The organism is Enterobacter sp. N18-03635 (assembly GCF_004006055.1).
Lineage (GTDB): Bacteria > Pseudomonadota > Gammaproteobacteria > Enterobacterales > Enterobacteriaceae > Enterobacter > Enterobacter vonholyi.
Map to the genome: position 1 here is coordinate 1943151 of NZ_CP034769.1, position 24931 is coordinate 1968081.

At 56.2% G+C, this 24931-nt stretch carries 21 protein-coding genes; 5 read left to right on the forward strand and 16 right to left on the reverse strand.

From position 1 onward, the window contains the following. Positions 1-315 precede the first annotated feature (315 nt). A complete protein-coding gene (locus ELK40_RS10065; protein WP_115874879.1) occupies positions 316-768 on the forward strand; it encodes a hypothetical protein in 453 nt (150 codons plus the stop codon). 116 nt (positions 769-884) lie between these two features. On the opposite strand, the gene ELK40_RS10070 is transcribed toward ELK40_RS10065, so the two are convergent. Beyond that, positions 885-2417 carry a YdgA family protein gene (locus ELK40_RS10070; RefSeq protein ID WP_127730545.1) on the reverse strand — a complete coding sequence of 511 codons (1533 nt, stop codon included), beginning with the start codon at positions 2415-2417 and terminating at the stop codon, positions 885-887. Positions 2418-2515: 98 nt separating this feature from the next. Then, positions 2516-3691 (reverse strand): mannose-6-phosphate isomerase, encoded by a 1176-nt coding sequence (gene manA / locus ELK40_RS10075; protein WP_127730547.1) that lies wholly within the window; start codon positions 3689-3691, stop codon positions 2516-2518. Between the two features lie 199 nt (positions 3692-3890). On the opposite strand from manA, the gene fumA reads away from it, so the two are divergent. Continuing rightward, a complete protein-coding gene (fumA, locus tag ELK40_RS10080) occupies positions 3891-5537 on the forward strand; it encodes a class I fumarate hydratase FumA (RefSeq protein ID WP_024909338.1) in 1647 nt (548 codons plus the stop codon). Positions 5538-5719: 182 nt separating this feature from the next. Then, positions 5720-7114, forward strand: coding sequence for a class II fumarate hydratase (gene fumC / locus ELK40_RS10085; protein ID WP_115874882.1), 1395 nt, complete (start codon positions 5720-5722; stop codon positions 7112-7114). Here fumC and tus read toward each other — a convergent pair whose 3' ends face one another. The 7 genes from tus to ydgH all read right to left on the reverse strand — a co-directional run bounded on the left by tus (position 7115) and on the right by ydgH (position 14091). After that, positions 7115-8044: a DNA replication terminus site-binding protein gene (gene tus / locus ELK40_RS10090; protein ID WP_127730550.1), complete on the reverse strand. Its 930-nt coding sequence runs from the start codon at positions 8042-8044 to the stop codon at positions 7115-7117. A 73-nt stretch (positions 8045-8117) separates the two neighbouring features. Beyond that, on the reverse strand, positions 8118-9416 hold the full coding sequence (gene rstB / locus ELK40_RS10095; RefSeq protein WP_127730552.1) for a two-component system sensor histidine kinase RstB: 1299 nt from the start codon (positions 9414-9416) through the stop codon (positions 8118-8120). A gap of 75 nt (positions 9417-9491) precedes the next feature. After that, entirely contained in the window at positions 9492-9752 is a 261-nt protein-coding gene (locus ELK40_RS10100) for a hypothetical protein (RefSeq protein ID WP_115874885.1), read from the reverse strand. A gap of 237 nt (positions 9753-9989) precedes the next feature. After that, a complete protein-coding gene (rstA, locus tag ELK40_RS10105; protein ID WP_021241154.1) occupies positions 9990-10706 on the reverse strand; it encodes a two-component system response regulator RstA in 717 nt (238 codons plus the stop codon). Between the two features lie 110 nt (positions 10707-10816). Next, positions 10817-11539 (reverse strand): dihydromonapterin reductase, encoded by a 723-nt coding sequence (gene folM / locus ELK40_RS10110; protein ID WP_111965687.1) that lies wholly within the window; start codon positions 11537-11539, stop codon positions 10817-10819. A gap of 39 nt (positions 11540-11578) precedes the next feature. Beyond that, positions 11579-12961: an amino acid permease gene (locus ELK40_RS10115; RefSeq protein WP_127730554.1), complete on the reverse strand. Its 1383-nt coding sequence runs from the start codon at positions 12959-12961 to the stop codon at positions 11579-11581. Positions 12962-13146: 185 nt separating this feature from the next. Beyond that, positions 13147-14091 carry a DUF1471 family protein YdgH gene (ydgH, locus tag ELK40_RS10120; RefSeq protein ID WP_111965689.1) on the reverse strand — a complete coding sequence of 315 codons (945 nt, stop codon included), beginning with the start codon at positions 14089-14091 and terminating at the stop codon, positions 13147-13149. Between the two features lie 535 nt (positions 14092-14626). Here ydgH and pntA point away from each other — a divergent pair. Further along, positions 14627-16156: a Re/Si-specific NAD(P)(+) transhydrogenase subunit alpha gene (pntA, locus tag ELK40_RS10125; protein ID WP_115874887.1), complete on the forward strand. Its 1530-nt coding sequence runs from the start codon at positions 14627-14629 to the stop codon at positions 16154-16156. Positions 16157-16166: 10 nt separating this feature from the next. Continuing rightward, positions 16167-17555, forward strand: coding sequence for a Re/Si-specific NAD(P)(+) transhydrogenase subunit beta (pntB, locus tag ELK40_RS10130; protein WP_032668239.1), 1389 nt, complete (start codon positions 16167-16169; stop codon positions 17553-17555). A gap of 63 nt (positions 17556-17618) precedes the next feature. Here pntB and uspE read toward each other — a convergent pair whose 3' ends face one another. The 7 genes from uspE to ELK40_RS10165 form a co-directional block, all read right to left on the reverse strand. Continuing rightward, a complete protein-coding gene (gene uspE / locus ELK40_RS10135; protein ID WP_032640084.1) occupies positions 17619-18569 on the reverse strand; it encodes a universal stress protein UspE in 951 nt (316 codons plus the stop codon). Positions 18570-18678: 109 nt separating this feature from the next. Further along, positions 18679-18861, reverse strand: a complete 183-nt coding sequence (locus tag ELK40_RS10140) for a hypothetical protein (protein ID WP_014883604.1) — start codon at positions 18859-18861, stop codon at positions 18679-18681. 146 nt (positions 18862-19007) lie between these two features. Next, positions 19008-19760, reverse strand: a complete 753-nt coding sequence (gene fnr / locus ELK40_RS10145) for a fumarate/nitrate reduction transcriptional regulator Fnr (protein ID WP_006174991.1) — start codon at positions 19758-19760, stop codon at positions 19008-19010. A 183-nt stretch (positions 19761-19943) separates the two neighbouring features. Then, positions 19944-20459, reverse strand: coding sequence for a methylated-DNA--[protein]-cysteine S-methyltransferase (gene ogt / locus ELK40_RS10150; protein ID WP_115874888.1), 516 nt, complete (start codon positions 20457-20459; stop codon positions 19944-19946). 10 nt (positions 20460-20469) lie between these two features. Beyond that, on the reverse strand, positions 20470-21996 hold the full coding sequence (abgT, locus tag ELK40_RS10155) for a p-aminobenzoyl-glutamate transporter (protein ID WP_127730556.1): 1527 nt from the start codon (positions 21994-21996) through the stop codon (positions 20470-20472). A 41-nt stretch (positions 21997-22037) separates the two neighbouring features. Then, positions 22038-23483, reverse strand: coding sequence for a M20 family metallopeptidase (locus tag ELK40_RS10160; protein WP_115874890.1), 1446 nt, complete (start codon positions 23481-23483; stop codon positions 22038-22040). Beyond that, positions 23483-24793, reverse strand: a complete 1311-nt coding sequence (locus ELK40_RS10165) for a M20 family metallo-hydrolase (protein ID WP_115874891.1) — start codon at positions 24791-24793, stop codon at positions 23483-23485. Before ELK40_RS10165 ends, ELK40_RS10160 begins: the two co-directional genes overlap by 1 nt. Between the last annotated feature and the right edge of the window lie 138 nt (positions 24794-24931).

Sequence of the window (24931 nt, forward strand, 5' to 3'; positions counted from 1 at the left end):
GGAAGCATCCTCGCAAACCTGTTAGAAACACCATGTAAACCCGAATTCATTATTTATTTCCACCTATAACGAGCTTACAGTTCCCCCACTGCGGCAAATTCCGCAGTCAGGCGTGGAAACCTGATCTATCACACGACGACACAGTTTTAGTGTCGGGGCAGCGCATAACCTTGTAAAATCAACGGTGGCGCTGATAGGGCAGTCGAAAGACTGGCTGAAGACCGTGTGATTCAGTTTCCACCCCTGTCAGCGCCGCCACCCTCTGAGCGTGGAAACTTAGACGGTGGCCTTAAAACATCACACGGAGGCTGCCATATGGCTACGATACCAACCCTTGCTCACCCCCATTCTACCGACAGTATTGCATGCCAACTACTTGAGCTGCCAATATTCTCAACGCTGGATCTCTTCGAACTGACGGATTGCTGCTGCGCTTTTGTTAACGTGCTGCTGGAAACCCAAAACAAAGCAGAGCGCTTAGCGCTGTGTGGCCGTCTGGCTTTTACTCTCGATGAGCTAAAAAACCGATGCGATGAAGATTTACCGCCTCATCTGGTAGAGCGACTGAGTACCGCGTTACCTGCGCAATCCTGTGTTCCGGATTGCTGGCAAGATACTGCGATGCTAGTGGGATATGCTCAGGCACTTAATCAGGCATTGTTGAGCCAGACTCTGGCAAGTGCTGTCTCGCAAGAACTTACTGGCTTATTACATGACCTGGTTTATCTCCTGGCTGACTTTGTCAGAGAACCTTACCTGCCGCGCTGAGGTCACGCCCGGCGGCGCTGCGCTTGCACGGGCCTACAACGGCTCGGGATCGTAGGCCGGGTAAGCGTCAGCGCCACCCGGCAATAAAAAACCCCTCATGCGAGGGGTTTTGCTGTTTACTGCTGCGGTGCCGCCGGTTCGGCTGGCGCTGCCGGTTCAGCCGGTTCCGGCATCCCCAGAGCAGGCATACCAAACATGCCGACGAAGTCTTCCAGCGGCATTTTGTCGCCGTTGAGCGTGACCTGGCCGTTGGCGTACTGCAGGCTGGTGGAAATCGCGTTGTTGTCCACCTTCGTGATGCGGAACATCTGGCCCATTGCCGCCAGACCTTTCACCTGCTGGTTCGCCAGCTTGCCGGCATCTTCATCGCCGTAGCCTTCCAGCTTCGCAATCTGGGTCATGAACTCGGTCGCCATATCCATCGGAATGGTCAGCTTGCTGTCGAGCGACTTCACGCTGCGATCCACTTCCTGCGCCAGCGTCTGCGGTTCACCCGTTGCGGTGGCCGGATCTTTCAGGAACAGCGACAGGTTGAAGCTGGTTTCGCCTTTGCTGTTTTTCCAGCTCAGCGGCGCAACGGTGACCACCGGCTCACCTTTCAGCAGGATCGGCAGGTTGTTGAACAGCACCGCCATCGCCTGCTGCTGGTAGACTTCCGGGTTTTGCTGCAGTGCGGCATCGGTCAGCAGCGCCTGGCTCTCTTTGCTGTATTTCTGGCTAAACTCGTGCCACGCCTGACCGTCGATATTGCCGATCTTCAGCGACAGTTTGCCGGTGCCCAGATCCTGATTCTGCACTTTCAGGCTCTTCAGCGTGTAATCCAGCTGGGTATTGATGCTCTTACCATCTTTAGAAACGTCGGATTTTCCGTTGACGTGCATGCCTTCCAGCACGGCCATCTCTTTTCCTTCAACAGCAATGGCGACTTTGTCGAGAGACAGTTTCTGATCGCCGATACGCTCCTGGAAATCGGTCATGCGGCTGTTACCGTCGGCTTTCAGGTTATTGAAGGTGAGCTGAACTTTTTGGTTATATTCGTTAACGGCATTGACCAGGCCGCTTTCCGCTTCACCCGTCAGGGAGAACACGTTTCCATCGCGGTCAGCATCGAGTTTGAAGTGACCGCCGCTGAAGGCGACTTTCTCATTCTCTTTCTCGTAGTTCAGCGCTTTCAGAGCAATATCGGAACTCGTGTCACCGGAATAGCTAATGCGGGTATTAATGTCGAAAGGCGATTCATTCTTCGCCAGGTCAAAAAGCGGTTTGGTGACGTCATTATTCACCAGCACGGTATGGACGGACGCCATCGACGGGATCAGGTTAAAGGACTTCAGCTGCGCCAGCGGCAGGGGACCGTGGCTCACCACCTCGTCCAGCACCACGCTCTGGCCCGGTTTCAGCCAGCCGTTTGCAGCACCGGCAACCGGCTTCACTACCAGCTGCATGCGGCTGGTAAACACGCCGCGGTGATAGTTCTGGTAGCTCAGCTCAAGGCCCGCCTCCGGCGCGCTGCGCTTAATCTCTCCGTTAGCCTGCGCCACCATCTCAGCCAGACGGCCTTCCAGCTGTTTCCCGGTAAACCAGGAAGCACCCGTCCAGACCACGCCTAACGCTACAATCACTCCAACCGCTACGACCGATTTTTTCATTGCGACTATCCCTAAAATGAAACCAGGCGGTAAAACCGCCTGGAGATATTAAGCCTGCAACTAGCTTAGCAAGAGTTGTTAAAAAATTCAGTAAGTGGTTAAAGCTTATTGAAAACGCGCGCCAGGCGACCGGTGCCGCTTACGCTAACCGGAGACTCATTGGCTGCAACGAAGGCTGACTCACCGGGCTTAAGCACCAGACGCTGTTCGCCTTTGTGCAGCGTCGCTTCGCCTTCCACGCAGAACAGGATCGCCGCGCTCTCCTGCGCGATGGTGGTTTCGGCCTGGCTCAGGTCGTGCAGGGAAAAGGCAAAATCTTCAACCGGAATCGGGAAGTCCAGCTCTGCGCCGTTTTTCACCGGCTGAGTCAGCAGCTCCGCGGCAGGTTTCGCCACGAACTTCACGTTGGCTACCAGCTCAGGGATGTCGATGTATTTCGGCGTCAGGCCCGCGCGCAGCACGTTATCGGAGTTGGCCATCACCTCCAGCGCCACGCCCTGAAGGTAGGCGTGCGGGGTTTCCGCGAAGAGGAACATCGCTTCACCCGGATTGAGCTTCACCACGTTCAGCAGCAGAGGGGAGAACAGGCCGCTGTCGTCAGGATAGAACTGCGCAATAAGGCGGATGGTCTCCCACGGTTCACCTTGCTGGCTGTCCAGGGCGGCTTTCAGCACCGCCAGGGCGTGGGTTTTCTCTTCATCCTGCATATTCAGCAGGCTGGCAAACAGCTGGCTCAGCGCATCGGCGTTCGGGTTTTCAAGGAAATGCGCGATGGCTTTATGGGCACCCGCGACCGGCTGCAGCAGGGAGATAATTTCTGAAAACTCGCGGAACGCGTTCATCGCCAGGAACGGCGTCAGCGCGAACACCAGTTCCGGCTTGTGGTTAGGATCTTTGTAATTACGCTCGGCAGCATCTAATGGAATACCCGCCGCGTTCTCTTTCGCAAACCCGATTTCTGAGGCTTTCTTGTTCGGGTGAACCTGGATGGAGAGCGGCTGGTCAGCGCACAAAACTTTAAACAGGAACGGCAGTTCGCCAAAGCGCTGAGCGACTTTGTCACCCAGCAGCGCGGCTTTATCGGCATTAATCACGTCTCGCAGGCTGCGTACCTGGCCGCTGGCGTCTTCAATTTTTGAGCTGCTCTTCGGGTGCGCACCCATCCACAGTTCCGCCATCGGCAGGTTGTTCGGGTTCGCGATACCGTAGAGATCCGTTAACGCAGTTTTACTTCCCCAGGCGTAGTTTTGCACTGAGTTAATGAGTTTTTGCATTATCAAGCCCTGATTCAATTGTGGAATTAACTCCGGGTATTAAAGCAATAAACCTCATGGAAGTAACCTGTGGATGTAAAAAGTCGTACTAGTCTCAATTTTTGTTAAAAAATTGTGTAGGATAAGCTGACTCGCTTTTAAGCCGGGCAGCGGAACATCTGCCCTGAATAAACAGACCGAAGCAGTAAGTGAGAGACCAATGTCGAATAAACCCTTCCATTATCAGGATCCTTTCCCCCTCAGTAAGGATCAGACCGAGTATTACCTGTTAACCCGCGATCACGTCTCCGTCTCTGAATTTGAAGGACAAGAGATCCTCAAGGTGGATCCGCAGGCGCTGACGCTGCTGGCGCAGCACGCTTTCCACGACGCCTCGTTTATGCTCCGTCCTGCGCATCAGCAGCAGGTGGCCGATATTCTGAGCGACCCGGAAGCCAGCGAAAACGATAAGTACGTTGCCCTGCAGTTCCTGCGTAACTCTGATATCGCGGCGAAAGGCATTCTGCCAACCTGTCAGGATACCGGCACGGCGATCATCGTCGGTAAAAAAGGGCAGCGCGTCTGGACCGGCGGCGGTGACGAAGCGGCGCTGGCACACGGCGTTTATAACACCTACACCGAAGACAACCTGCGCTATTCGCAAAACGCGGCGCTGGACATGTATAAAGAGGTCAACACCGGCACCAACCTGCCTGCACAGATTGACCTCTACAGCGTCGACGGGGATGAGTACAAATTCCTCTGTATCGCCAAAGGCGGCGGTTCGGCCAACAAAACCTATCTCTATCAGGAAACCAAAGCGCTGCTCACCCCGGGTAAGCTGAAGAACTACCTGGTTGAGAAGATGCGCACCCTCGGTACCGCGGCGTGCCCGCCGTACCATATCGCGTTTGTGATTGGCGGCACGTCGGCTGAAAGCACGCTGAAGACCGTGAAGCTGGCCTCAACCAAATACTACGACGGCCTGCCAACCGAAGGTAACGAGCACGGCCAGGCGTTCCGCGACGTTCAGCTTGAGCAGGAGCTTCTGGAAGAAGCGCGTAACCTGGGTCTTGGCGCGCAGTTTGGCGGCAAATACTTTGCCCACGACGTGCGCGTGATCCGTCTGCCACGTCACGGTGCTTCCTGTCCGGTCGGGATGGGCGTCTCCTGCTCTGCGGATCGCAACATCAAGGCGAAGATCAACCGCGAAGGCGTGTGGATCGAAAAACTGGAAAACAACCCGGGCAAATACATTCCGGAAGAGCTGCGCAAAGCGGGCGAGGGGGAAGCGGTCCGCGTTGACCTGAACCGTCCGATGAAAGAGATTCTGGCGCAGCTTTCGCAGTATCCGGTCTCGACCCGTCTCTCCCTGAACGGCACGATTATCGTGGGCCGCGACATCGCGCACGCGAAGCTGAAAGAGCGCCTGGACAACGGCGAAGGGCTGCCGCAGTACATTAAAGATCACCCGATCTACTACGCGGGCCCGGCGAAAACGCCTGAAGGCTACGCCTCTGGCTCGTTAGGCCCAACCACGGCGGGCCGTATGGACTCGTACGTTGACCAGCTGCAGGCCAACGGCGGCAGCATGATCATGCTCGCGAAAGGCAACCGCAGCCAGCAGGTGACGGACGCCTGCCACAAGCACGGCGGCTTCTACCTCGGCAGCATCGGCGGCCCGGCTGCGGTTCTGGCGCAGGGCAGCATCAAGAGCCTGGAGTGCGTGGAATACCCGGAACTGGGTATGGAAGCAATCTGGAAAATTGAAGTGGAAGATTTCCCGGCGTTCATCCTCGTGGATGACAAAGGCAACGACTTCTTCAAGCAGATCCAGTCGTCCCAGTGTTCGGCGTGTGTGAAGTAAATCTGTAAATTGCCGGGTGGCGCTGACGCTTACCCGGCCTGGATTTTCGTAGGTCGGGTAAGGCGCAGCCGACACCCGACATCAAAAAGAGCGCACAAAGCGCCATAACGTTTCTCAGAAGTCATCAATACTTATCCCTTAAGCATGTGAGCTATCCCTCTTTTGTTATCAAGGAGAAAGTAATGACCACGGTACGCCATGAGAAAGACTCGATGGGCGCCATCGACGTCCCGGCCGACAAGCTATGGGGCGCGCAAACCCAGCGTTCGCTGGAGCATTTCCGTATCTCGACTGAAAAAATGCCCGTCTCGCTGATTCAGGCGCTGGCGCTCACCAAACGTGCAGCCGCGAAAGTGAACCAGGATTTAGGCCTGCTGACGGCAGACAAAGCGACCGCCATCATCAACGCCGCCGACGAAGTGCTGGCGGGCAAGCATCCCGATGAATTTCCCCTCGCTATCTGGCAGACCGGTTCCGGCACCCAGAGCAATATGAACATGAACGAAGTGCTGGCGAACCGGGCAAGCGAACTGCTGGGCGGCGTGCGCGGCATGGAGCGCAAGGTTCACCCGAACGATGACGTCAACAAAAGCCAGAGTTCTAACGACGTCTTCCCGACGGCCATGCACGTGGCGGCGGTGATTGCTATCCGCGAGCAGCTTATCCCGCAGCTCAACGTCCTGAAGTCTACGCTCAACGAGAAGGCGCAGGCCTTCCGCGACATCGTCAAAATTGGCCGTACGCACCTGCAGGACGCCACGCCGCTGACGCTCGGCCAGGAGATTTCCGGCTGGGTGGCGATGCTGGAACACAACCTGAAGCATATTGAGAACAGCCTGCCGCATCTGGCGGAGCTGGCGCTCGGCGGGACGGCGGTTGGGACCGGGTTGAACACCCATCCGGAGTATGCGGTGCGCGTGGCGGAGGAGCTGGCAAACATCACCGGGCAGCCGTTCGTCACGGCGCCCAACAAGTTCGAGGCGCTGGCGACCTGCGATGCGCTGGTCCACACCCACGGCGCGCTGAAAGGGCTGGCGGCCTCGCTGATGAAAATCGCCAACGACGTGCGCTGGCTGGCCTCGGGCCCGCGCTGCGGCATCGGTGAAATCAGCATTCCGGAAAACGAGCCGGGCAGCTCCATCATGCCGGGTAAAGTCAACCCGACCCAGTGCGAGGCCATGACCATGCTCTGCTGCCAGGTATTGGGCAACGACGTGGCCGTCAACCTAGGCGGTGCGTCCGGCAACTTCGAGCTGAACGTCTATCGCCCGATGGTGATCCACAACGTTCTGCAATCGATTCGTCTGCTGGCGGACGGCATGGAGAGCTTTAACGAACACTGCGCGGTGGGGATCGAGCCAAACCGCGAGCGCATCAGCCAGCTGTTGAACGAATCGCTGATGCTGGTGACCGCGCTCAATACCCATATTGGCTACGACAAAGCCGCCGAGATCGCCAAAAAAGCGCATAAGGAGGGGCTGACGCTGAAAGACTCCGCCCTGGCGCTGGGCTATCTGACGGAGGCGGAGTTCGATGCCTGGGTACGTCCCGAGGCGATGGTTGGCAGCCTGAAATAATCAACTCGCTACGTACAGGTGCAGCCGCGGAATAATCAGCTGAAGCGGCTGCGCCTGAGGTCGGTAACGGTGCTGGACATTTTCAGCATCGTAATTCAGCAATTCACCAATATCCGGCACTATTGCCCCCCGATCGTCATCATAGAGCGCAATCAGCGGCGTTGGGCAGGCATACTGCACCTGTTTTTGCTGGCCGGAATACCAGACGCGGGCGATAGGCTGAACCTTCACCGGGCGCTTAATTTTGAGGCGCGTATCCGCCGGCAGCGAGGCGATGCTGTGGTACTCCTGTTCGAGGCGCTCAATCCACTGCTCACGCGACCACGGCGCGACGGTGCGCGGCGTCTTCAGGCTCTTTTCCAGCTGCGCCAGAATTTCATCCCGGGTGAAGTTTTTAATGATGTGCTTATTCGCCCAGCCGAAGCGCAGCGTGGCGGGATGACGCAGTACCGTCAGCGTGCGATAGGCATTCAGGGTAATTAACCCCGGAAGCTGACGGTGCACCCACTCAAACCGGGCGGCGGGGGCCAGGCCCGACTCTTCGGTAACGATTTTCTCAAATACCGCTTTCAGGCTGTTTATATGGGTAATCTGGCTTTCCAGCGCGTCGCGCGCTGCGGCATCGGTTTGCAGGCAGATCACGCCGGGCAGCCGCACCGCCGCTTTGCTGCTGCGCTGTTCAGACTGCTGCTGGATAAAAAAATGGCGATAGTGCTTCATCGCCAGCTCCAGTGCGGCCTTGCCGATGTGCTGCTTCACGTCGATGGTGTCCAGCGGATCGTGCTCGGCTCCTTTGACCACCTCGGGCAGGGTAAATACGCGCGCGGCCAGCAGGCGGCAGGTCTGCAAACGTTCTGTCAGGGTTAGCAGCTCGTGTTCTATTTCCCGGAACGTGCTGTTCAGCCGTTCGATGAGATCGTAGGTCGCCATAAATACTCTCATTAGTTACAACATACTTATCATATAGCACAGCACGCCGGGTCAGGCCAGCGTGCGCTTGAAGTCAGACAGGGACGGGAAGGGCGATGTTATGGTACACCGGCCAGCTAAAGCAGAAGCGCGCGCCGCCGAGCTCGCTCTCCTCGCAATGCACCGTACCGCCCATGGCCTGGGCGATAGAGTAGACAATGGCCAGCCCCAGGCCGCATCCTCCGGTGGCGCGATCGCGGCTGGGATCGAGGCGGACAAACGGTTCAAACACGGTTTCGCGTGCCTCCGGGGCAATCCCCGGTCCGTCATCCTCTACCGTCAGGCTGGCCTGGTTTCCCTGCAAATCCAGCCCAATCTGCAGCGTACTTTCGCTGTAGCGCATGGCGTTGTTCATCAGGTTGTCCAGCACGCGCTCCATCAGGCGCATATCAAGCGCGCCGTAATCACCCGGCGTGACGCGCGTTAACAGCGTGCGCTGCGGGTTTACGCTCTGAACATCGTCAATATGGGTTTGCAGCCACGCGGGCAGATCCGGCGTGCTGAGGTTCAGTTCGTTTTGCGGGCGATCGAGGCGCGCATAGGTCAGCAGCTCCTCAATCAGCGCTTCGAGCTGGCCAATATCGCGGTTCAGAGCCTGAGACTCCGCTTCCGTCAGATTCTCGCTCATCTCCAGACGATAGCGCAGGCGCACCAGCGGCGTGCGCAGCTCATGTGCAATCCCGTCGATCAGCTGTTTCTTACTGGCTATCAGGGCATTAATGTTATCGGCCATCTGGTTAAAGGCCACGCCAAGGCGTTCAAAGCTGGAACCGCTGTCGAAGTGAATACGTTCGGTGAAATGCCCTTCGCCAAAACGCTGCGCGGCGGATTCCAGTTTCAGCATGTCCTGCCAGTGGGGGCGCATCCAGATAAAAACCGGAAAAGCGAGCGAAATGGCGATAAAGGCCATCAGCGCCATGTCCAGCAGACGCATCTGGTGCAGATAATAGAGATAGGGCACCGGCCCGACGGCAAGCACGTAATGGCTGCGAGGAATACGCTGGATAAAGGTGTATTTCTCATCCAGCGCGACGATGTCCCCGTCGCGCAGACGCTGCATGGCGGGCGGGTCCAGATCGAAATCTTTCAACGGCTCGATGCGTAAATCGAATGACAGATTCAGATCCAGCTCTTTCAGGGTTTTCGCCCAGTCGTGTGGCGGGATCTCTCTTAGCTCGCTGCGCATCAGATAGAGCGAGCTTTTCATCAGATCGTCCAGCGACTGCCTGCCCGCACGTTCGGCGGTAAATTTATAAACCAGCCCGACCAGCATGGTCATCACCAGGAAGCAGACAAACAGTAAAAGATAAAACTGCACAAACAGCTTTTTCATTGGATCTCACCGCAAAAACGCTATGTGCAGAATATACATGAAAACCCTTCGAGTTTTTCACGTCTGTCGAGCGTGTTATATGGCTTTCGCGCTGTTTTTTACCTTGGCGATGAGTTTTTCGGTCATCGCCAGTCCTTCAGCAATATGCGTATCAATCACATCCGTCCCGTATTCGCTGATGAGGTCCAGCAGTATTTCGTAAGACTGGATGAGTTCCAGCAGGTCAAAGAGCGCTTTTTGATCGGTTCGTGAGGGGGAGACGTGGTTAAGGGTTGCCTGATTAACAATCCACTCAAGATTGGTTTTTATCGCTTCTACCTGACCGTAGCTATACATATGTCATGGGCTTAAATCCTCATTTCAAGATTTATTGGAGAGATGTCGTGAAAGCTTCACGGCGAAAATGAGTAAAACGATCGCAAGAGCGGGGCGAGCTGAAGAAAGGAGAGTCGAGAAGGTAATTATGGAATAGTTCGCGTGCTTAGCAAGTAAATTGTTGCGCAAACGTAAAAATAAACATACGAAAGAGAAGGCATCGTCGCGCAATGCCTTCATTTCTTTCAGGTTATCTTCTCAGGTTTCCCACGCATGTGGGGCAAACAGATAACCCTTATTACGCACGGTTTTAATGCGGTAGGGCTCGGTGGCGTTATCCTGCAGTTTTTTGCGCAGACGCGAAATCGCCACGTCAACGCTGCGGTCCATTCCGTCATAGCTCACGCCACGCAGGTTTTTCAGCAGCGCGTCACGGTCCATAATCTGTCCGGCATGCGTTGCCAGCTCCCACAGCAGGTCAAAATCTGCGGTAGAAAGGGCGATAAGTTCGCCAGAGAGCAGCACCTGACGATTAATCGGATCAATAGACAGCGTCCCGAAGCGCATCGCTTTGTGCGGCGTCAGAGACGGCGCCGGTGCTTCGCGTTCGATACTGGCGTGCTGGCGTAAATGGAGGCGCAGGCGAGCAAGCAGGACGGCAGGCGGTGTGGTTTTCAGAATGTAGTCATTGGCACCCATCTCCAGCGACAAAATGTGGTTCATATCGCTGTCCAGCGAGGTGAGCAGGACAATAGGGCCCTCCCACCGGGCGCGCAGGTCACGGCAGAGCGTCATGCCGTCTTTGCCTGGCAACATGATATCCAGCAGCACCAGATCCGGGTTTTCACGGACGACCACCTCTTCGGCACGATCGCCGCGAGGTTCAACAATGACGTCCATATCATGTTTACCCAGATAGGCGGCGATCAGCTGCCCGACTTCGGGTTCGTCTTCAACATAAACAATCTTATTCATACAGCGTCTGTTTTCGTGAAAAAAGCCAACATACACCGCGAAACCTTAACCTTCCATTAATCTTTCTAAATTAACGCCGGTTCCGTAATTCTGGCTGTTATTCGCTTTCACTAGCGCAGCGGACGGCCACCGTCCACGGCAAAGGTTCTGCCGGTGACGTAGCAGCTGGTGAGCAGGTAATCCACGAGGTCGATGACCTCTTTCTCGCCGGGGGCGATTTTCATGAGCGACTTATTCAGCGCCTGCTGGCGATACTCTGCATCATCGTTTTCGTTAAACAAAATCATCGCCGGGGCGATGGCGTTCACCTTCACCTCCGGGGCGAGCTTGCGGGCAAACGAGCGGGTCATGTTATCCAGCGCGGCTTTACTGGCCGCGTAGGCGATGTGCTTGTCGCTGCCGCGCTCCACTACATAATCGGTGAAATGAATGATGTCGCCCGCAGCGTGCCCGTGGCCGCGCAGCAGGTCCTGCAGAGCGTGGTTAAGCAGATAAGGGGCATTGACGTGGATCTGCAGCATGGAGGAGAGCGTTTCGCTAAGTGACGTACCGGGTTTTTCGGCACGCCATGCGCTGGCGTTATGGATCACGGCGCGCAGACCCGTCGTGGTGGCTTTTACCGTTTCCGCGAAAGCCAGAATGCCTTCATCGGTTGAAAAATCAGCCTGAATGCAGACCGCCCCCGCTTTGCGTAACCCTTCAATCGACGGGTATTCCGTACGGTAGCTGACAATGACCGGATGGCGAAGGTTGAGAAAGTGATGGGCGAGGGCGAGGCCGATACGGCGGCCTCCACCGGTAATCAGTATTGGGCGAAGCGGTGCATTTCCCATCGTATTCTCCTTTACAGTTCAACAATGGGAAAGGCGATGCTATCCCATTAACATCCAGGTTGCCGGTAGGGCAGCAACCAGTAACAGTCCAATCAATGCCATCTCACGGCGTTTCAGCGCGTTCTCCAGCTGATGCGTGCGGCGGGCATAGATAAACACCAGCAGACCCGGTGCGTACAGCACTACCGACAGTAGCAGATGCATAGGACCGGAAGCATACAACAACCACAGGCCGTAAATACAGGCTCCGACACCCACAACATAATGCGCCGGGCGTGTGGCAATTTTTAACAGATACGCACCCACTAAGAAATAGGGTACCAGAATCATCTCCGAGGCGATGGTCAGCAGGGTGTTATAGTGTGAACCTGTGAGCCAGATCAGCACCAGACAGACCTGAACGCTGATGTTGGTCAGCCAGAGCGATGCCGACGGCGCGCTGTTTTGGTTTTGACGGGCGAACAGGCGTGGAAACGCTTTGTGCGTCGCGGCCAGGAAAGGCACTTCAGCCGCCATGATGGTCCAGCTCAGGTACGCGCCGCAGACGGAGATGATAAGGCCAGCCGCAATCACCACGTCGCCCCAGGGGCCGAGCATTTTCACCATCAGCCCTGCCATTGACGGGTTACGCATTTCAGCCAGTTCAGGACGCGCCACCACGCCCAGCGACAGCAGCGTTACCAGCAGATAGACCCCGAGCGCAGCGAGTACGGCCAGCAGCGTGGCGCGGCCCACATCGCGTTTATTTCGGGCTCGGGCAGAAACCACGACCGCGCCTTCTACACCGATGAACACCCACAGGGTAATCAGCATCGTGTTTTTCACCTGCTCCCAGACGGGGACGCCCAGCGCAACGCCGCTGAAATCAAGCTTAAACACGTCCATACGGAACGCAATGAAGGCCAGAACGATAAACAGGCCGAGCGGAACCAGCTTCGCGAGCGTCGCTACCAGGTTGATGCTGGCGGCCGTTTGTACGCCACGTAACACCAGCCAGTGGACGAACCACAATAACACCGAGGCACCCACAATAGACTGCCATGTATTTCCGTCGCCAAAGAGGCGCAGCTCAGGCGTGTCGGTAAAGAAACTGAGCGCCGAGAAGACGATTACCAGATAGGAGACGTTGGCGATAACGGCACACAGCCAGTATCCCCACGCGGAACAGAAGCCAATCAGCTCGCCGAAACCTTCACGCGCATAGGTGAAAATACCGCCGTCCAGATCCGGGCGAATGCGGGTGAGCAGCAGCATAGCGAAGGCCAGCAGCAATATTCCGACACCCGTAATGCCCCAGCCAATGATGAGCGCAGAAGGGCTCGCGACTGCCGCCATATTTTGCGGCAAACTGAATACGCCCGCACCCAGCATTGAGCTTAAAACGAGTGCAGTCAGAGCACTCAGGCCAAGTTTCTTTTCCATTGGCTTCCTGTTATGAAAGGTCAAAATCCAGAATAATTATTTCGCTCAGGCGCATAAAAATGGTGGATCACACTAAGGCGCGGGATTTTACGGAGTGTAACGAAAGCATGCAATGACGTGAGGCAGAAAATCAAAAAAAGTAACAAAAAAGGCGGCATTGCGCCGCCTTTCGTAAACGACTTTTGTTACTTGTACAGATCGGCGCTGATGGTCACGTTGTTACCACGTTCCTGCCACTGGCGGGTGATGTGGTAGTACTTCGCCCCTTTCTTCGCCGCACGCTTCGCGACCTGGTAAGAGACTTCCGTCATGTTGCCGTAGTTACCGGTAAATTTGATGCTGTCGAACGGCACCATCTGCGCTGCAGTGGCGTTGTTCAGCTCTTCAATTTTGGTACCGTCCGGCAGCGTAACGGAGTAACGGCCACCTTTCGTGGACTGCGTTTCAAAGAAACGACCCACTTCAGCGCTTGGGGCCGCCGTCGTTGCGACGCCTGGAATTTCAACTTTCTTCGCGGCTTCGCCGCCTTTCGCTATCGCCGCGCGACCCGCTTCTGAATTCGCCGGGATGGCATCCGGGCTTTGCAGAACACGTTTTTTCGCATCTTTTTTATAGATGAACGCGGTAATGCGCTGGTTGCCACCCTGGTTAGCATCGACCTGACGCACGATGTAGAAAGAATAAGCTCCTTTCTCTTTCGCGGCTTTGGTGATGGCATCGTTCACTTCAGGCTGGCTGCGGTAAAAGCCCTGAACGGTGACGGTGTCGTAGGGTTCCAGCTCAATCGCCTGATCTTTCGGCAGTTCAACAACACCGTTGATCACGCGGTTTTTCGGTGCGTCAGCTTTTGGCGCATTGTCTTTGAATAGCGCGATGGTCACGCGCAGGTTACCGCTGTTGCCGTAATCGGACTGGTCAACGACATAAAACGAGGCCGCCCCGTTTTTATCAGCAGCTTTTGATGCAGCGGCGACGGCGTCGCCAATAGAATTATAACGACCCACAATGACCGTATGGTCAAAAGGTTTTAACGCTGCCGCTTGCTCCGGCGTTAACTCTGTTGCGGCATTCGCAGACAGGGCGGTCGCGGAAAGAAGTGCGGACGCCAGGAGTGTGTTCTTAAGCTTCATAAAAATGATCCTTCGCCTTGCGCAAACCATGTACTGGTATTGTTGTTAATTTGAGACGGTCCCGATTATTGCATTTAAAACCCGTCGCTGTCTGCGCCATTTTTCACTGCCTGTGCTCACTGAATCACCTTATTCGATAACATTTAGTGATATGTTGAAAAAACACGCGTTTGACAAGTAAAACTGATAAAGCATATGACTTTTGCAAGTTAATTTAATGTTAATAAGTTGTTCTCTTACGGCGCTATATCATGTTTTTACCGCTTCGCTTGCGCGATTTATCGGTTCCGGCGATGAATTTAAGGTAAATATCACTGTCAGTGACGCCGATCGCTTATTTTTCACAGATAAAGTAAGAAATAGTGTTTTCTGGCGGTAGATCACGGGCGCTATTTTCAGTAGGTTATAGACAGTTTGTTACTGTTTTATTTTCCGGGGTTAATCATATCTCGTCGCTGGCGCGATGGTGAAAATTGAAACAAACCGCGGGCATTTATCGATAAACCATCATCAAGAACCGATGGAAGGGAAAACTATGCGTATTGGGGTACCAAAAGAACGGTTAGCCAATGAAACCCGCGTAGCGGCAACACCGAAAACGGTGGAGCAACTGCTTAAGCTGGGTTTTACGGTCGCGGTTGAAAGCGGCGCGGGCAAACTGGCGAGTTTCGATGACGAGGCCTTTATCCAGGCTGGCGCGGAAGTGGTCGACGGTGCTGACGTCTGGCAGTCGCAGGTGATTCTGAAGGTCAACGCACCGGAAGAGGGTGAGATTGCGCTGCTGAATCCGGGGACAACCCTGGTGAGCTTCATCTGGCCTGCGCAAAACCCGGAGCTAATGGAGAAGCTGGCGGCCCGTGGCGTGACCGTAATGGCGATGGACTCAGTGCCGCGCATTTCGCGCGCGCAGTCGCTGGATGCCTTAAGCTCCATGGCAAACATTGCTGGCTACCGCGCCATTGTTGAAGCAGCCCACGAATTTGGTCGCTTCTTTACCGGTCAAATCACCGCCGCGGGTAAAGTCCCTCCGGCGAAAGTCATGGTGATTGGCGCGGGCGTGGCGGGCCTTGCTGCAATCGGTGCGGCAAATAGCCTGGGCGCTATCGTACGTGCCTTTGACACCCGTCCTGAAGTAAAGGAACAGGTTCAGAGTATGGGAGCCGAATTCCTTGAGCTGGACTTCAAGGAAGAAGCCGGCAGCGGCGATGGTTACGCGAAGGTGATGTCCGAAGCCTTTATCAAAGCCGAAATGGAACTCTTCGCCGCTCAGGCGAAAGATGTCGACATTATTGTCACCACAGCGCTTATCCCGGGTAAACCTGCGCCAAAGCTGATTACCCGTGAGATGGTTGATTCCATGAAGCCGGGCAGCGTGATTGTCGACCTGGCCGCCCAAAACGGCGGTAACTGTGAATATACCGTACCGAATCAGGTGACCACGACCGCTAACGGCGTGAAGGTGATCGGCTATACCGATCTGCCGGGCCGTCTGCCAACGCAGTCTTCTCAACTGTACGGCACTAACCTCGTCAACCTGCTTAAGCTGCTCTGCAAAGAGAAAGACGGCAACGTCACCGTTGATTTCGACGATGTGGTGGTGCGCGGTGTGACCGTGGTCCGTGAAGGTGAAATTACCTGGCCTGCGCCGCCTATTCAGGTTTCTGCTCAGCCTCAGGCGGCACCAAAAGCGGCGCCTGAGCCAAAAGAACCTGCTAAACCGGCTTCACCGTGGCGTAAATACGCGATCATGGCGCTGGTAATTATTCTGTTCGGCTGGCTGGCTGACGTCGCGCCAAAAGAGTTCCTCGGCCATTTTACCGTCTTCGCGCTCTCCTGCGTCGTAGGCTACTACGTGGTGTGGAACGTCTCCCATGCGCTGCATACCCCGCTGATGTCGGTAACCAACGCCATCTCCGGGATCATCGTGGTGGGGGCGTTACTGCAGATTGGTCACGGCGGCTGGATCAGCTTCCTGAGCTTTATCGCGGTGCTGATCGCCAGTATCAATATTTTCGGTGGTTTCACCGTGACTCAGCGCATGCTGAAAATGTTTCGTAAAGGCTAAGGGGTAGCATATGTCTGGAGGATTAGTGACAGCCGCATACATTGTTGCTGCAATCCTGTTTATTTTCAGTCTGGCGGGGCTTTCCAAACACGAAACGTCTCAGCAGGGGAATAACTTTGGTATCGCCGGGATGGCGATTGCGCTGATTGCCACCATCTTCGGGCCGGATACCGGCAACGTAGCGTGGATCCTGGTGGCGATGATCATCGGCGGCGCGATTGGTATTCGTCTGGCAAAACGCGTTGAAATGACCGAGATGCCGGAGCTGGTTGCCATTCTGCACAGCTTTGTGGGTCTGGCCGCGGTGCTGGTGGGCTTCAACAGCTACCTGTATCACGAACCGGGTCTGGAACCGATTCTGGTCAATATCCACCTGACTGAAGTGTTCCTGGGTATCTTCATCGGTGCGGTGACCTTCACGGGCTCCATTGTCGCGTTCGGTAAACTGCGCGGGAAGATCTCCTCTAAACCGCTGATGCTGCCAAACCGTCATAAGCTGAACCTGGCGGCGCTGGTGGTGTCATTTGTTCTGCTGGTGGTCTTCGTGCGTACCGAAAGCGTCGGTCTGCAGGTGCTGGCGTTGCTGGTAATGACCATCATCGCGCTGGCATTCGGCTGGCACCTGGTGGCATCCATCGGTGGTGCGGATATGCCGGTTGTTGTCTCAATGCTGAACTCCTACTCCGGTTGGGCGGCAGCGGCGGCAGGCTTTATGCTGAGCAACGACCTGCTGATCGTCACCGGTGCGCTGGTGGGTTCTTCCGGTGCGATCCTGTCTTATATCATGTGTAAGGCGATGAACCGTTCGTTCATTAGCGTAATCGCCGGTGGTTTCGGGACAGATGGATCTTCTTCCAGTGCTGATGAAGAAGTGGGTGAGCACCGTGAAATTTCTGCGGAAGATACCGCAGACATGCTGAAAAACTCGCATTCCGTTATCATCACCCCTGGCTACGGCATGGCGGTGGCGCAGGCGCAGTATCCGGTTGCGGAAATCACCGAGAAGCTGCGCGCGCGGGGCATCAAGGTTCGCTTTGGTATTCACCCGGTGGCAGGGCGTCTGCCGGGCCACATGAACGTGCTGCTGGCGGAAGCGAAAGTACCTTACGACATCGTGCTGGAAATGGATGAGATCAACGATGATTTCGCCGACACCGACACCGTGCTGGTCATTGGTGCCAACGATACCGTTAACCCTGCTGCACAGGACGATCCGGGTAGCCCAATCGCCGGTATGCCGGTTCTGGAAGTGTGGAAGGCGCAGAACGTAATCGTCTTCAAACGTTCTATGAATACCGGTTATGCCGGGGTGCAGAACCCGCTGTTCTTCAAAGAGAATACCCACATGCTGTTTGGCGATGCCAAAGCCAGCGTGGATGCGATTCTGAAAGCGCTGTAAGTTACGCTGAAACGAAAAAACCGCCGAGTTTGGCGGTTTTTTTATTGTCGGGCGGCGCAGGTGTTAATCGTCTTCCGGATCGTCCAGCTCAACCGGCGTCTGGTACTCATCCGGCTTAATGACCAGCAGGTCGCAGCGCAGATGGTCGATCACCTGTTCAGCGGTATTGCCGAGGAAGGCGGCAGAAATACCGGTCCGGCCGATAGTACCCAGCACCACAATCCCCGCCTGCAGGTGTTCCGCCAGGTCCGGGATCACCTCTTCAGGCAGCCCTTTTTCCACGTGGGTCATTTTCTCATCAATGCTGAATTTCTGGCGCAGCGCTTTCATGGCCAGCAGATGCTGACCGCGGATCGCGTCGTTGTACACGCTCGGGTCAAATTCAGGTAGCTCAATGGCAATGTTAATAGGGGTGACCGGATAGGCACCTACCAGGTGCACTTCAGTGTGATTGACCTGGTCGGCAAGCTGGATGGTCTCCTTCACCAGCTTCTCGTTCAGGGAGTTGTGGTAATCCTCTTCGCTAGCGAGGTTTACCGCCACAACGGCTTTCCCGCCTTCAGGCCACGGCTGGTCTTTCACCATCCAGACCGGGCAAGGGCATTTGCGCAGCAGGTGCCAGTCGGTCGGGGTGAAGATCACGGATTCCAGCTTGTCGTGCTGGTGCGCCATCTTCAGCAGCAGATCGTGCCCACCGGCGACAACTTCCTGGATGATGGCTTCGAAAGGTCGGTTGTGCCAGACCACTTTAATATCAATGGGAACACCCGCTTCCAGGTAATACTTCGCCTGTTCTCGGATCCACGCGGTACGCTGGCTGATGACGCCCTGACGCATAGCGGTGCGCTCGTCAGGCGACAGAAGGGTGGTCATCTCATACGAGAAGTCATAGATCGGCAAAAACGCTTTGATTTTGCCACCAATCCGTTGATGTAAATACACAGCACGTCGTAATGCCGGCTGATCGTCCTGGTTCGGATCGATAGCTACCAGCATGTTTTGATACTTGGCCATACAGGTCTCCTTACTACTGTCACCACAGTCTGTAATTAAAAGAGTAACCTATATATCCTGAATGAAACAGAGGGGAGGTTTTGCCAGATCAATATTTCATGAAAATTTATCAGAGGAAAAGTACCGTCGTCGTCACCGCGATAAACGCAATAAACAGCAGCACCATCACTGCTATCGCAAAGGTCGTGGAGTCCTGGACGTAGGTTTTTTCTTCCCCCTTCATTGGGCCGACAAGCATGATCCAGATGAAGATAAAGGTCACTGAGGCAATCACGACTGAAACGAAAAACAAACTTTCTCTCAATTCATAACCTCAACGAGAACCTTTCGGGCGCTGTGTGGGGACGTACTACGGTGAAAATATCTTGAAACGGAAGTGATTACACCAGACCAATAAATCACAAGAATTTATCAGTCTGGTCATCAATATGCGGAGTGTTACGCCACGTTACGGGCGTGCCCGGCAAGAACGGCCAGCGCTTCACCGTTTTCGATAGTGATGTATTTACCCTTAACGGCCAGCATCCCGCTTTTCTGGAAACGACCCAGCAGACGGCTGATGGTTTCCACGGTCAGACCCAGGTAGTTGCCGATATCGCCACGCGTCATCGTCAGACGGAATTCACGCGGCGAGAAGCCACGCTCGGCGAAGCGGCGGGAGAGGTTGTAGATAAACGCGGCCAGGCGCTCTTCGGCATTCTTTTTAGAAAGCAGCAGGATCATGTCCTGATCGCCTTTGATCTCACCGCTCATCAGACGCATCATCTGCTGACGCAGGTTAGGCATCTTGCCGGACAAATCGTCCAGGGTTTCAAACGGAATTTCGCAAACCATCGAGGTTTCGAGTGCCTGAGCAAAGCTCGGGTGGTGGCCCGTACCGATGGCATCAAAGCCTACCAGGTCACCCGCCAGATGGAAGCCGGTGATCTGCTCATCGCCCTGTTCGGTGATGGTGTAGCTCTTGATGGTGCCAGAACGGATAGCATAGAGCGATTTCAGTTCGTCTCCCGCTTTAAACAGCGTCTGCCCCTTCTGAATAGGCTTCTTACGCTCGATGATATTATCAAGCTGATCGAGTTCATGCTCATTCAGGGTAAACGGGATACAGAGCTGGCTGATGCTGCAATCCTGGCAATGGATAGCACAACCGCCAGACTGAATGCGTCGTATAATTCGCTTTTCCGGGATCATAGGTTTGCTCAAGCCTTAATTGATATTGGTCAATTTTAACATCTTTTTGGTAAGTACGTAAGCCTGACAAACCCTCAATAAGGACAAGAGACGACAATGCGTCGCCATCTTCTTGAAATTCCACAGCTTGATTATGGATTTTTAGCCTAACCGGTAGAAAATTAAGCACAAAAAGCCTGGGAACTAGAGCAAGAGATACCCTTCGTGACGCAGCAACCACTCTTTTCGCTGCACGCCACCGGCATAGCCTGTCATGGTACCGTTGCGGCCAATGACGCGATGGCAGGGCACCACGATGCTGACCGGGTTAGAGCCATTAGCGGCACCCACCGCGCGTGCAGCGCCTGCGCGACCTAACTGCTCCGCGAGCTGGCCGTAATGCATGACCTGCCCGCAGGGAATCGACCGCAGCGCCTGCCACACTTCACGCTGAAAAGGCGTGCCAGCCGTGGCGGTCGGCAGAGTATCAATGATGCTGAGATCGCCTTCGAAGTACGCCGCAAGCTTGTCGCTCAGCCCACCCGGGTTGGTGGCGCTGATACGTTCATAACCCTGCAGGCGGTAATGAATATTGAGCAGCTCTTCCATGCGGTCGCTGTGCTCTTCCCACTCAACGGCGCGCAGGCAAAACTGCTCGTCCGCGATCACCCACAGCGGCCCAAGCGGCGTCGCAATCTTATCTTCGAGTAATCTCAGCATCCTCATTCCTTTAGTTCAGCCTCGGGTATATTCCCGGCCCAATCGGCAGGCCGACAAGATACCACGCCACCAGCATCACCAGCCATACCCCTAAAAAGATAAGCGGGTAGGGTAAAACCAGCGAATAGTAGGTACCCAGTTTGGCCTCGGGTTTATAGCGCTGGAGGAAGCCTAAAAACAGCGGAACAAACGGCGAAACCGGTGCCAGCGGTATCACCGAGGAGTCCGCGATACGGAACAGGATCTGGGCAAACGCCGGGTGAAAACCCAGCATCATAAACATCGGCACGAAGATCGGGGCCAGAATCGACCAGATGGCGGAGCCGCTGGCGATAAACATGCACAGCAGGGATGACAGCAGCGCCAGGCCGACAAACGCCGGTACGCCGCTTAGCCCGGCAGCCTCCAGCGCGTCGGTCAGGCCCACGGCCATAAACTTGCCCATGTTGCTCCAGTTAAACATCGCCACAAACTGGGCCAGCGGGAACACCATCACGATAAAGCCCGCCATCTCCTTCATCGGCTCGATCATCAGCTGCGGCAGATCGCCCTGGCGGCGGATTTTACCGGTGGCGATACCGTAGGCGAGCGAGACGACAAAGAAAAACAGAATAATCAGCGGCACGATGCCCTGGATAAACGGCGAAGGCAGGACCGTATGTTTAACCGGATCGCGCAATATGCCGTTTTCCGGCACCACCATCAGCGCCACCAGCGCGATAAAAGCCAGCGAGACAATCCCCGCCACGCGCAGGCCAAAGCGCTGCTCTTTGTTCAGGGTTTCCAGCTTTTCATCACTGCGGCCTTCCCATTTGCCCAGGCGCGGCTCGACGATCTTATCGGTAATCAGCCCGCCGACAATCGTCAGGACAATGACCGAGCTTGCCATAAAGTACCAGTTGTCGATCACGCTGACGTGCATGGCCGCATCAATGGTTTTCGCCGCCTCCGTACTGATGCCCGAGAGCAGCACGTCGGTGGTGACGATCAGCAGGTTGGCAGTGAATCCACAGCCCACGCCCGCAATCGCCGACAGCAGGCCCGCCACGGGGTGGCGCCCGACGGCGAGAAAGATCAGCGCCCCCATCGGCGGCATGATCACCAGCGCGGCGTCGGAGGAGATATGGCTGAAGAAGGCGATAAACAGCACCATATAGCTCGCGTAGCGCGCGCTGACGTGGGAAGCCATTTTCACCATTAACGCGGGCAGCAAGCCCACGCGTTCCGCCAGCCCGGCGCCCAGCACCAGCGCCAGAATGGCGCCCAGCGGGGCGAAACCGCTGAAGTTCTTAATCACGTTGGGTAAAAACCAGTGCAGCCCCTCAACGCTGAGCAGGTTTTTCACCGCCACCAGGCTGCCGTCGGCCGGGCTGCGCACGCTGACGTCAAAGGCGGAGAGCACGGCGGTGGCGACCATCAAAATCACAATCAGATAGATAAACAGCAGGAAAGGGTGCGGCACTTTATTGCCGATCCTTTCAACCCAGCCATAGAGCTTACCGGATGGGGAATGCGAAGGTATGGATGACATACTCATGGGCGTTCCTCGGGAGTGTTGTTGTGTTGTGTTGTGTTTTTTTATTTTAAAGGTGACGGTGTCACGCCCTGTGGGATCGGACACGCGTACGGTTTTTCTTGTATTTGCTGTTCAAACTCTTCACGGCATTTTTTCAGCAGCGATGCGTCCTGCAGCAGATTGAGCGCGGTTGCTCCCATCACTTTTCCGGCCAGCAGCATGCCTTTGTGGGCAATAGAGGTTCGCCCCTGAGACACCAGCTGCCAGGTGTGCAGCGGCGTGCCGACGGTAAAGCAGGGGCTGAAGCACTGGGCCACCGGCATTTTCCAGCTGACGTCGCCCACGTCGGTTGAACCCGCCAGCACGTTGTCGGTGACGGCGTAAGGCGCGACTTCATCCACCAGCAGCGTCGCCTGATGACGACGGGCAAAGGCTTTACCCGCGTCGCCACCCGTGGCGGCAATATTTTTCAGGCTGTTTTGCAGATCGTTGGGCGTCAGCGTGGCGCGGATCTCGCGGGCAAACTCTCGCTCTTCGTCGGTCCACTGCGGCGTGCCGTAGTGCTGCAGGGCGCGATACATCGCCGCCTCGAGCGTGCGGTTCGGCAGGTAGCTGGAGCAGGCTTTATCAAAACGACACTCGACGGTGGTTTCGGTCATCATCGCCGCGCCCTGGGCAATTTTCTCGATGCGCTCGTAGATCTGCTGTGCATCGGCCATCTCAGGGGCGCGGATCAGGTACAGCACCTCGGCCTGCGCCTGCACCACGTTGGGCGAAATCCCGCCGGTGTCGGTAATGGCGTAATGGACGCGCGCTTTCTCGATAATATGTTCGTTAAGGAAGTTGGTGCCGGTGGTCATCAGCGTCACGGCGTCCAGCGCGCTGCGTCCCAGGTGAGGAGAGTTGGCCGCATGCGCCGCCACGCCGTGAAAGCGCCAGGCGGCCTGAATATTCGCCAGCGTGCTGACGTTAAACATCCCGGCAAAGGCTTCCGGGTGCCAGGTGACGGCGGCATCGACGTCATCAAATAGCCCTTCGCGCACCATAAAGGTTTTCCCGGAGCCGCCTTCCTCACCGGGACAGCCGTAAAAACGCACCGTTCCGCTGCCGCCGTGCTGCTCCAGCCAGCTTTTCACCGCCACAGCGCCCGCAAGCGCCGCGGTGCCTAAGAGGTTATGCCCGCAGCCGTGGCCGTTAGCCCCCGGCGTGGCGGTTTGCGCGGTCGCGCAGTGTGCCTGCTGGCTTAACCCGGCCAGCGCGTCGTACTCGCCCAGCAGGGCGATAATCGGTTTTCCGCTGCCGAAGCTGGCGATAAAGGCATTTGGAATACCGCCTGCCTCGCGGGTCAGCGTGAAGCCTTCTGCTTCGAGTTCGCTGGCCAGTCGTTCGGCGGACCAGAACTCTTCAAAGCGGGTTTCGGGACGATCCCAGATCGCGTCGGCAATATCGGTTAACGTCCGACATCGCGTGTCGATCGCATCGGCAATAAAAGCGTAGTTCTCCTGCATTACACACCTCGCGTCCACGGGAAATTAAGCGCAGTTCGCGCCAGCGTTTCGATGGCGACAGGCATCACCTGCTCATCGAAGTCGAATTTTTCGTTGTGATGCCCGGCGCTCAAATCCGTGCCAAACACCATATAGGACGCCATGCCGCCGTTCTGCTGCACGCGGGCCATCATCAGCGTGGCGTCTTCGGAGCCCGCTGGCGCTTTCACCTTATCGATGGCGTGAACAACCCCGGAAACCTGGCTCGCCTGTTCGCGCAGATAATCAACCCAGGCCGGCGTCGGCGCGCTGGAGGTGGCTGCCCCCATCAGGCGCATCTCCGCGCTCACGCCGTAGAGCGCCGCCGCGCCGGTAATCACCGCCTGCGCGCGTTCAAAGACATACTGATTAATCGCTTCGCTTTCGCCGCGGGTTTCAACCTTCATCAGGGCATTCGCGGGGACCACGTTGCGCCCGCTGCCCGCCTGCATCACCCCGACGTTCACCCGGGATGCGCCGTCGCTGTGCGGGGCGATGCTGTGCAGGGCGAGGGCGGCCTGCGCGGCGGCGAGCAGGGCGTTACGACCGTCCTCCGGCTTACCGCCCGCGTGCGCGGCCACGCCGGTGAAGCTCACGTCGAATTTGGTGGTGGCCATAAAGTTATCGCTGCCGCAGATTACCGTCCCGGCAGGTACGCCGGTGCCAATATGGATAGCCGTGAAATGGTCCACGTCATCCAGCGCCCCGGCGGCAACCATGGCGCGCGCGCCGCGCGTTCCTTCTTCGGCAGGCTGGAAGATCAGCTTTATGGTGCCGTTGAGCCGGGCTTCATTCTGCTTAAGCACCTGTGCCAGCCCCAGACCAATCGTGGTGTGGCCGTCGTGCGCGCAGGCGTGCATCATGCCCGGATTGCAGGAGGCAAACCCGTCGCGGAACGGGCGATGGCTGTCGTCAAGCGCTTCGCTTAAATCAAGGGCGTCCATGTCGACGCGAAATGCCAGGGTTGGGCCCGGGCGGCCGGTATTCAGGGTGGCGACAATGCCGGTGAACCCGCCTTCAAAGGGCGCCAGCCATTTCTCAGGCGCGCCCTGCGCCCGCGCGCGGGCAAACTCTCGCGCCAGGGTTGTGTCATCGGGTAACCCCATCCGGCTTTCGGCATCGACCACGTCGCGGCCCATCGCCAGTGCGTAACCCAGCGAGTCCAGTATTTCCGCGACTTTCGCGGCGGTACGAAACTCTACCCAGCCGGATTCCGCAAAATGGTGAAAATCGCGACGCCACGCGCTCAGCTGCGGCGTTAACGTCTGGATGTACTGCGCCAGTGTGTCCATATCTGTTCCTGTCATCATTAAAATATGTGAACTGCTTCACGCTGTGATAGTTTTTACTTATCACTAACCGATTTTTCACAGTTTTAACCGTTCAGGAATTACCCTCGCACATCCCTTTCCATTAATGTAGATGACAGT

Coding starts and splice junctions, on each gene's coding strand:
- ELK40_RS10065 (WP_115874879.1), top strand. CDS start 316: ATGGCTACGATACCAACCCTTGCTCACCCCCATTCTACCGACAGTATT.
- ELK40_RS10070 (WP_127730545.1), bottom strand. CDS start 2,417: ATGAAAAAATCGGTCGTAGCGGTTGGAGTGATTGTAGCGTTAGGCGTG.
- manA (WP_127730547.1), bottom strand. CDS start 3,691: ATGCAAAAACTCATTAACTCAGTGCAAAACTACGCCTGGGGAAGTAAA.
- fumA (WP_024909338.1), top strand. CDS start 3,891: ATGTCGAATAAACCCTTCCATTATCAGGATCCTTTCCCCCTCAGTAAG.
- fumC (WP_115874882.1), top strand. CDS start 5,720: ATGACCACGGTACGCCATGAGAAAGACTCGATGGGCGCCATCGACGTC.
- tus (WP_127730550.1), bottom strand. CDS start 8,044: ATGGCGACCTACGATCTCATCGAACGGCTGAACAGCACGTTCCGGGAA.
- rstB (WP_127730552.1), bottom strand. CDS start 9,416: ATGAAAAAGCTGTTTGTGCAGTTTTATCTTTTACTGTTTGTCTGCTTC.
- ELK40_RS10100 (WP_115874885.1), bottom strand. CDS start 9,752: ATGTATAGCTACGGTCAGGTAGAAGCGATAAAAACCAATCTTGAGTGG.
- rstA (WP_021241154.1), bottom strand. CDS start 10,706: ATGAATAAGATTGTTTATGTTGAAGACGAACCCGAAGTCGGGCAGCTG.
- folM (WP_111965687.1), bottom strand. CDS start 11,539: ATGGGAAATGCACCGCTTCGCCCAATACTGATTACCGGTGGAGGCCGC.
- ELK40_RS10115 (WP_127730554.1), bottom strand. CDS start 12,961: ATGGAAAAGAAACTTGGCCTGAGTGCTCTGACTGCACTCGTTTTAAGC.
- ydgH (WP_111965689.1), bottom strand. CDS start 14,091: ATGAAGCTTAAGAACACACTCCTGGCGTCCGCACTTCTTTCCGCGACC.
- pntA (WP_115874887.1), top strand. CDS start 14,627: ATGCGTATTGGGGTACCAAAAGAACGGTTAGCCAATGAAACCCGCGTA.
- pntB (WP_032668239.1), top strand. CDS start 16,167: ATGTCTGGAGGATTAGTGACAGCCGCATACATTGTTGCTGCAATCCTG.
- uspE (WP_032640084.1), bottom strand. CDS start 18,569: ATGGCCAAGTATCAAAACATGCTGGTAGCTATCGATCCGAACCAGGAC.
- fnr (WP_006174991.1), bottom strand. CDS start 19,760: ATGATCCCGGAAAAGCGAATTATACGACGCATTCAGTCTGGCGGTTGT.
- ogt (WP_115874888.1), bottom strand. CDS start 20,459: ATGCTGAGATTACTCGAAGATAAGATTGCGACGCCGCTTGGGCCGCTG.
- abgT (WP_127730556.1), bottom strand. CDS start 21,996: ATGAGTATGTCATCCATACCTTCGCATTCCCCATCCGGTAAGCTCTAT.
- ELK40_RS10160 (WP_115874890.1), bottom strand. CDS start 23,483: ATGCAGGAGAACTACGCTTTTATTGCCGATGCGATCGACACGCGATGT.
- ELK40_RS10165 (WP_115874891.1), bottom strand. CDS start 24,793: ATGGACACACTGGCGCAGTACATCCAGACGTTAACGCCGCAGCTGAGC.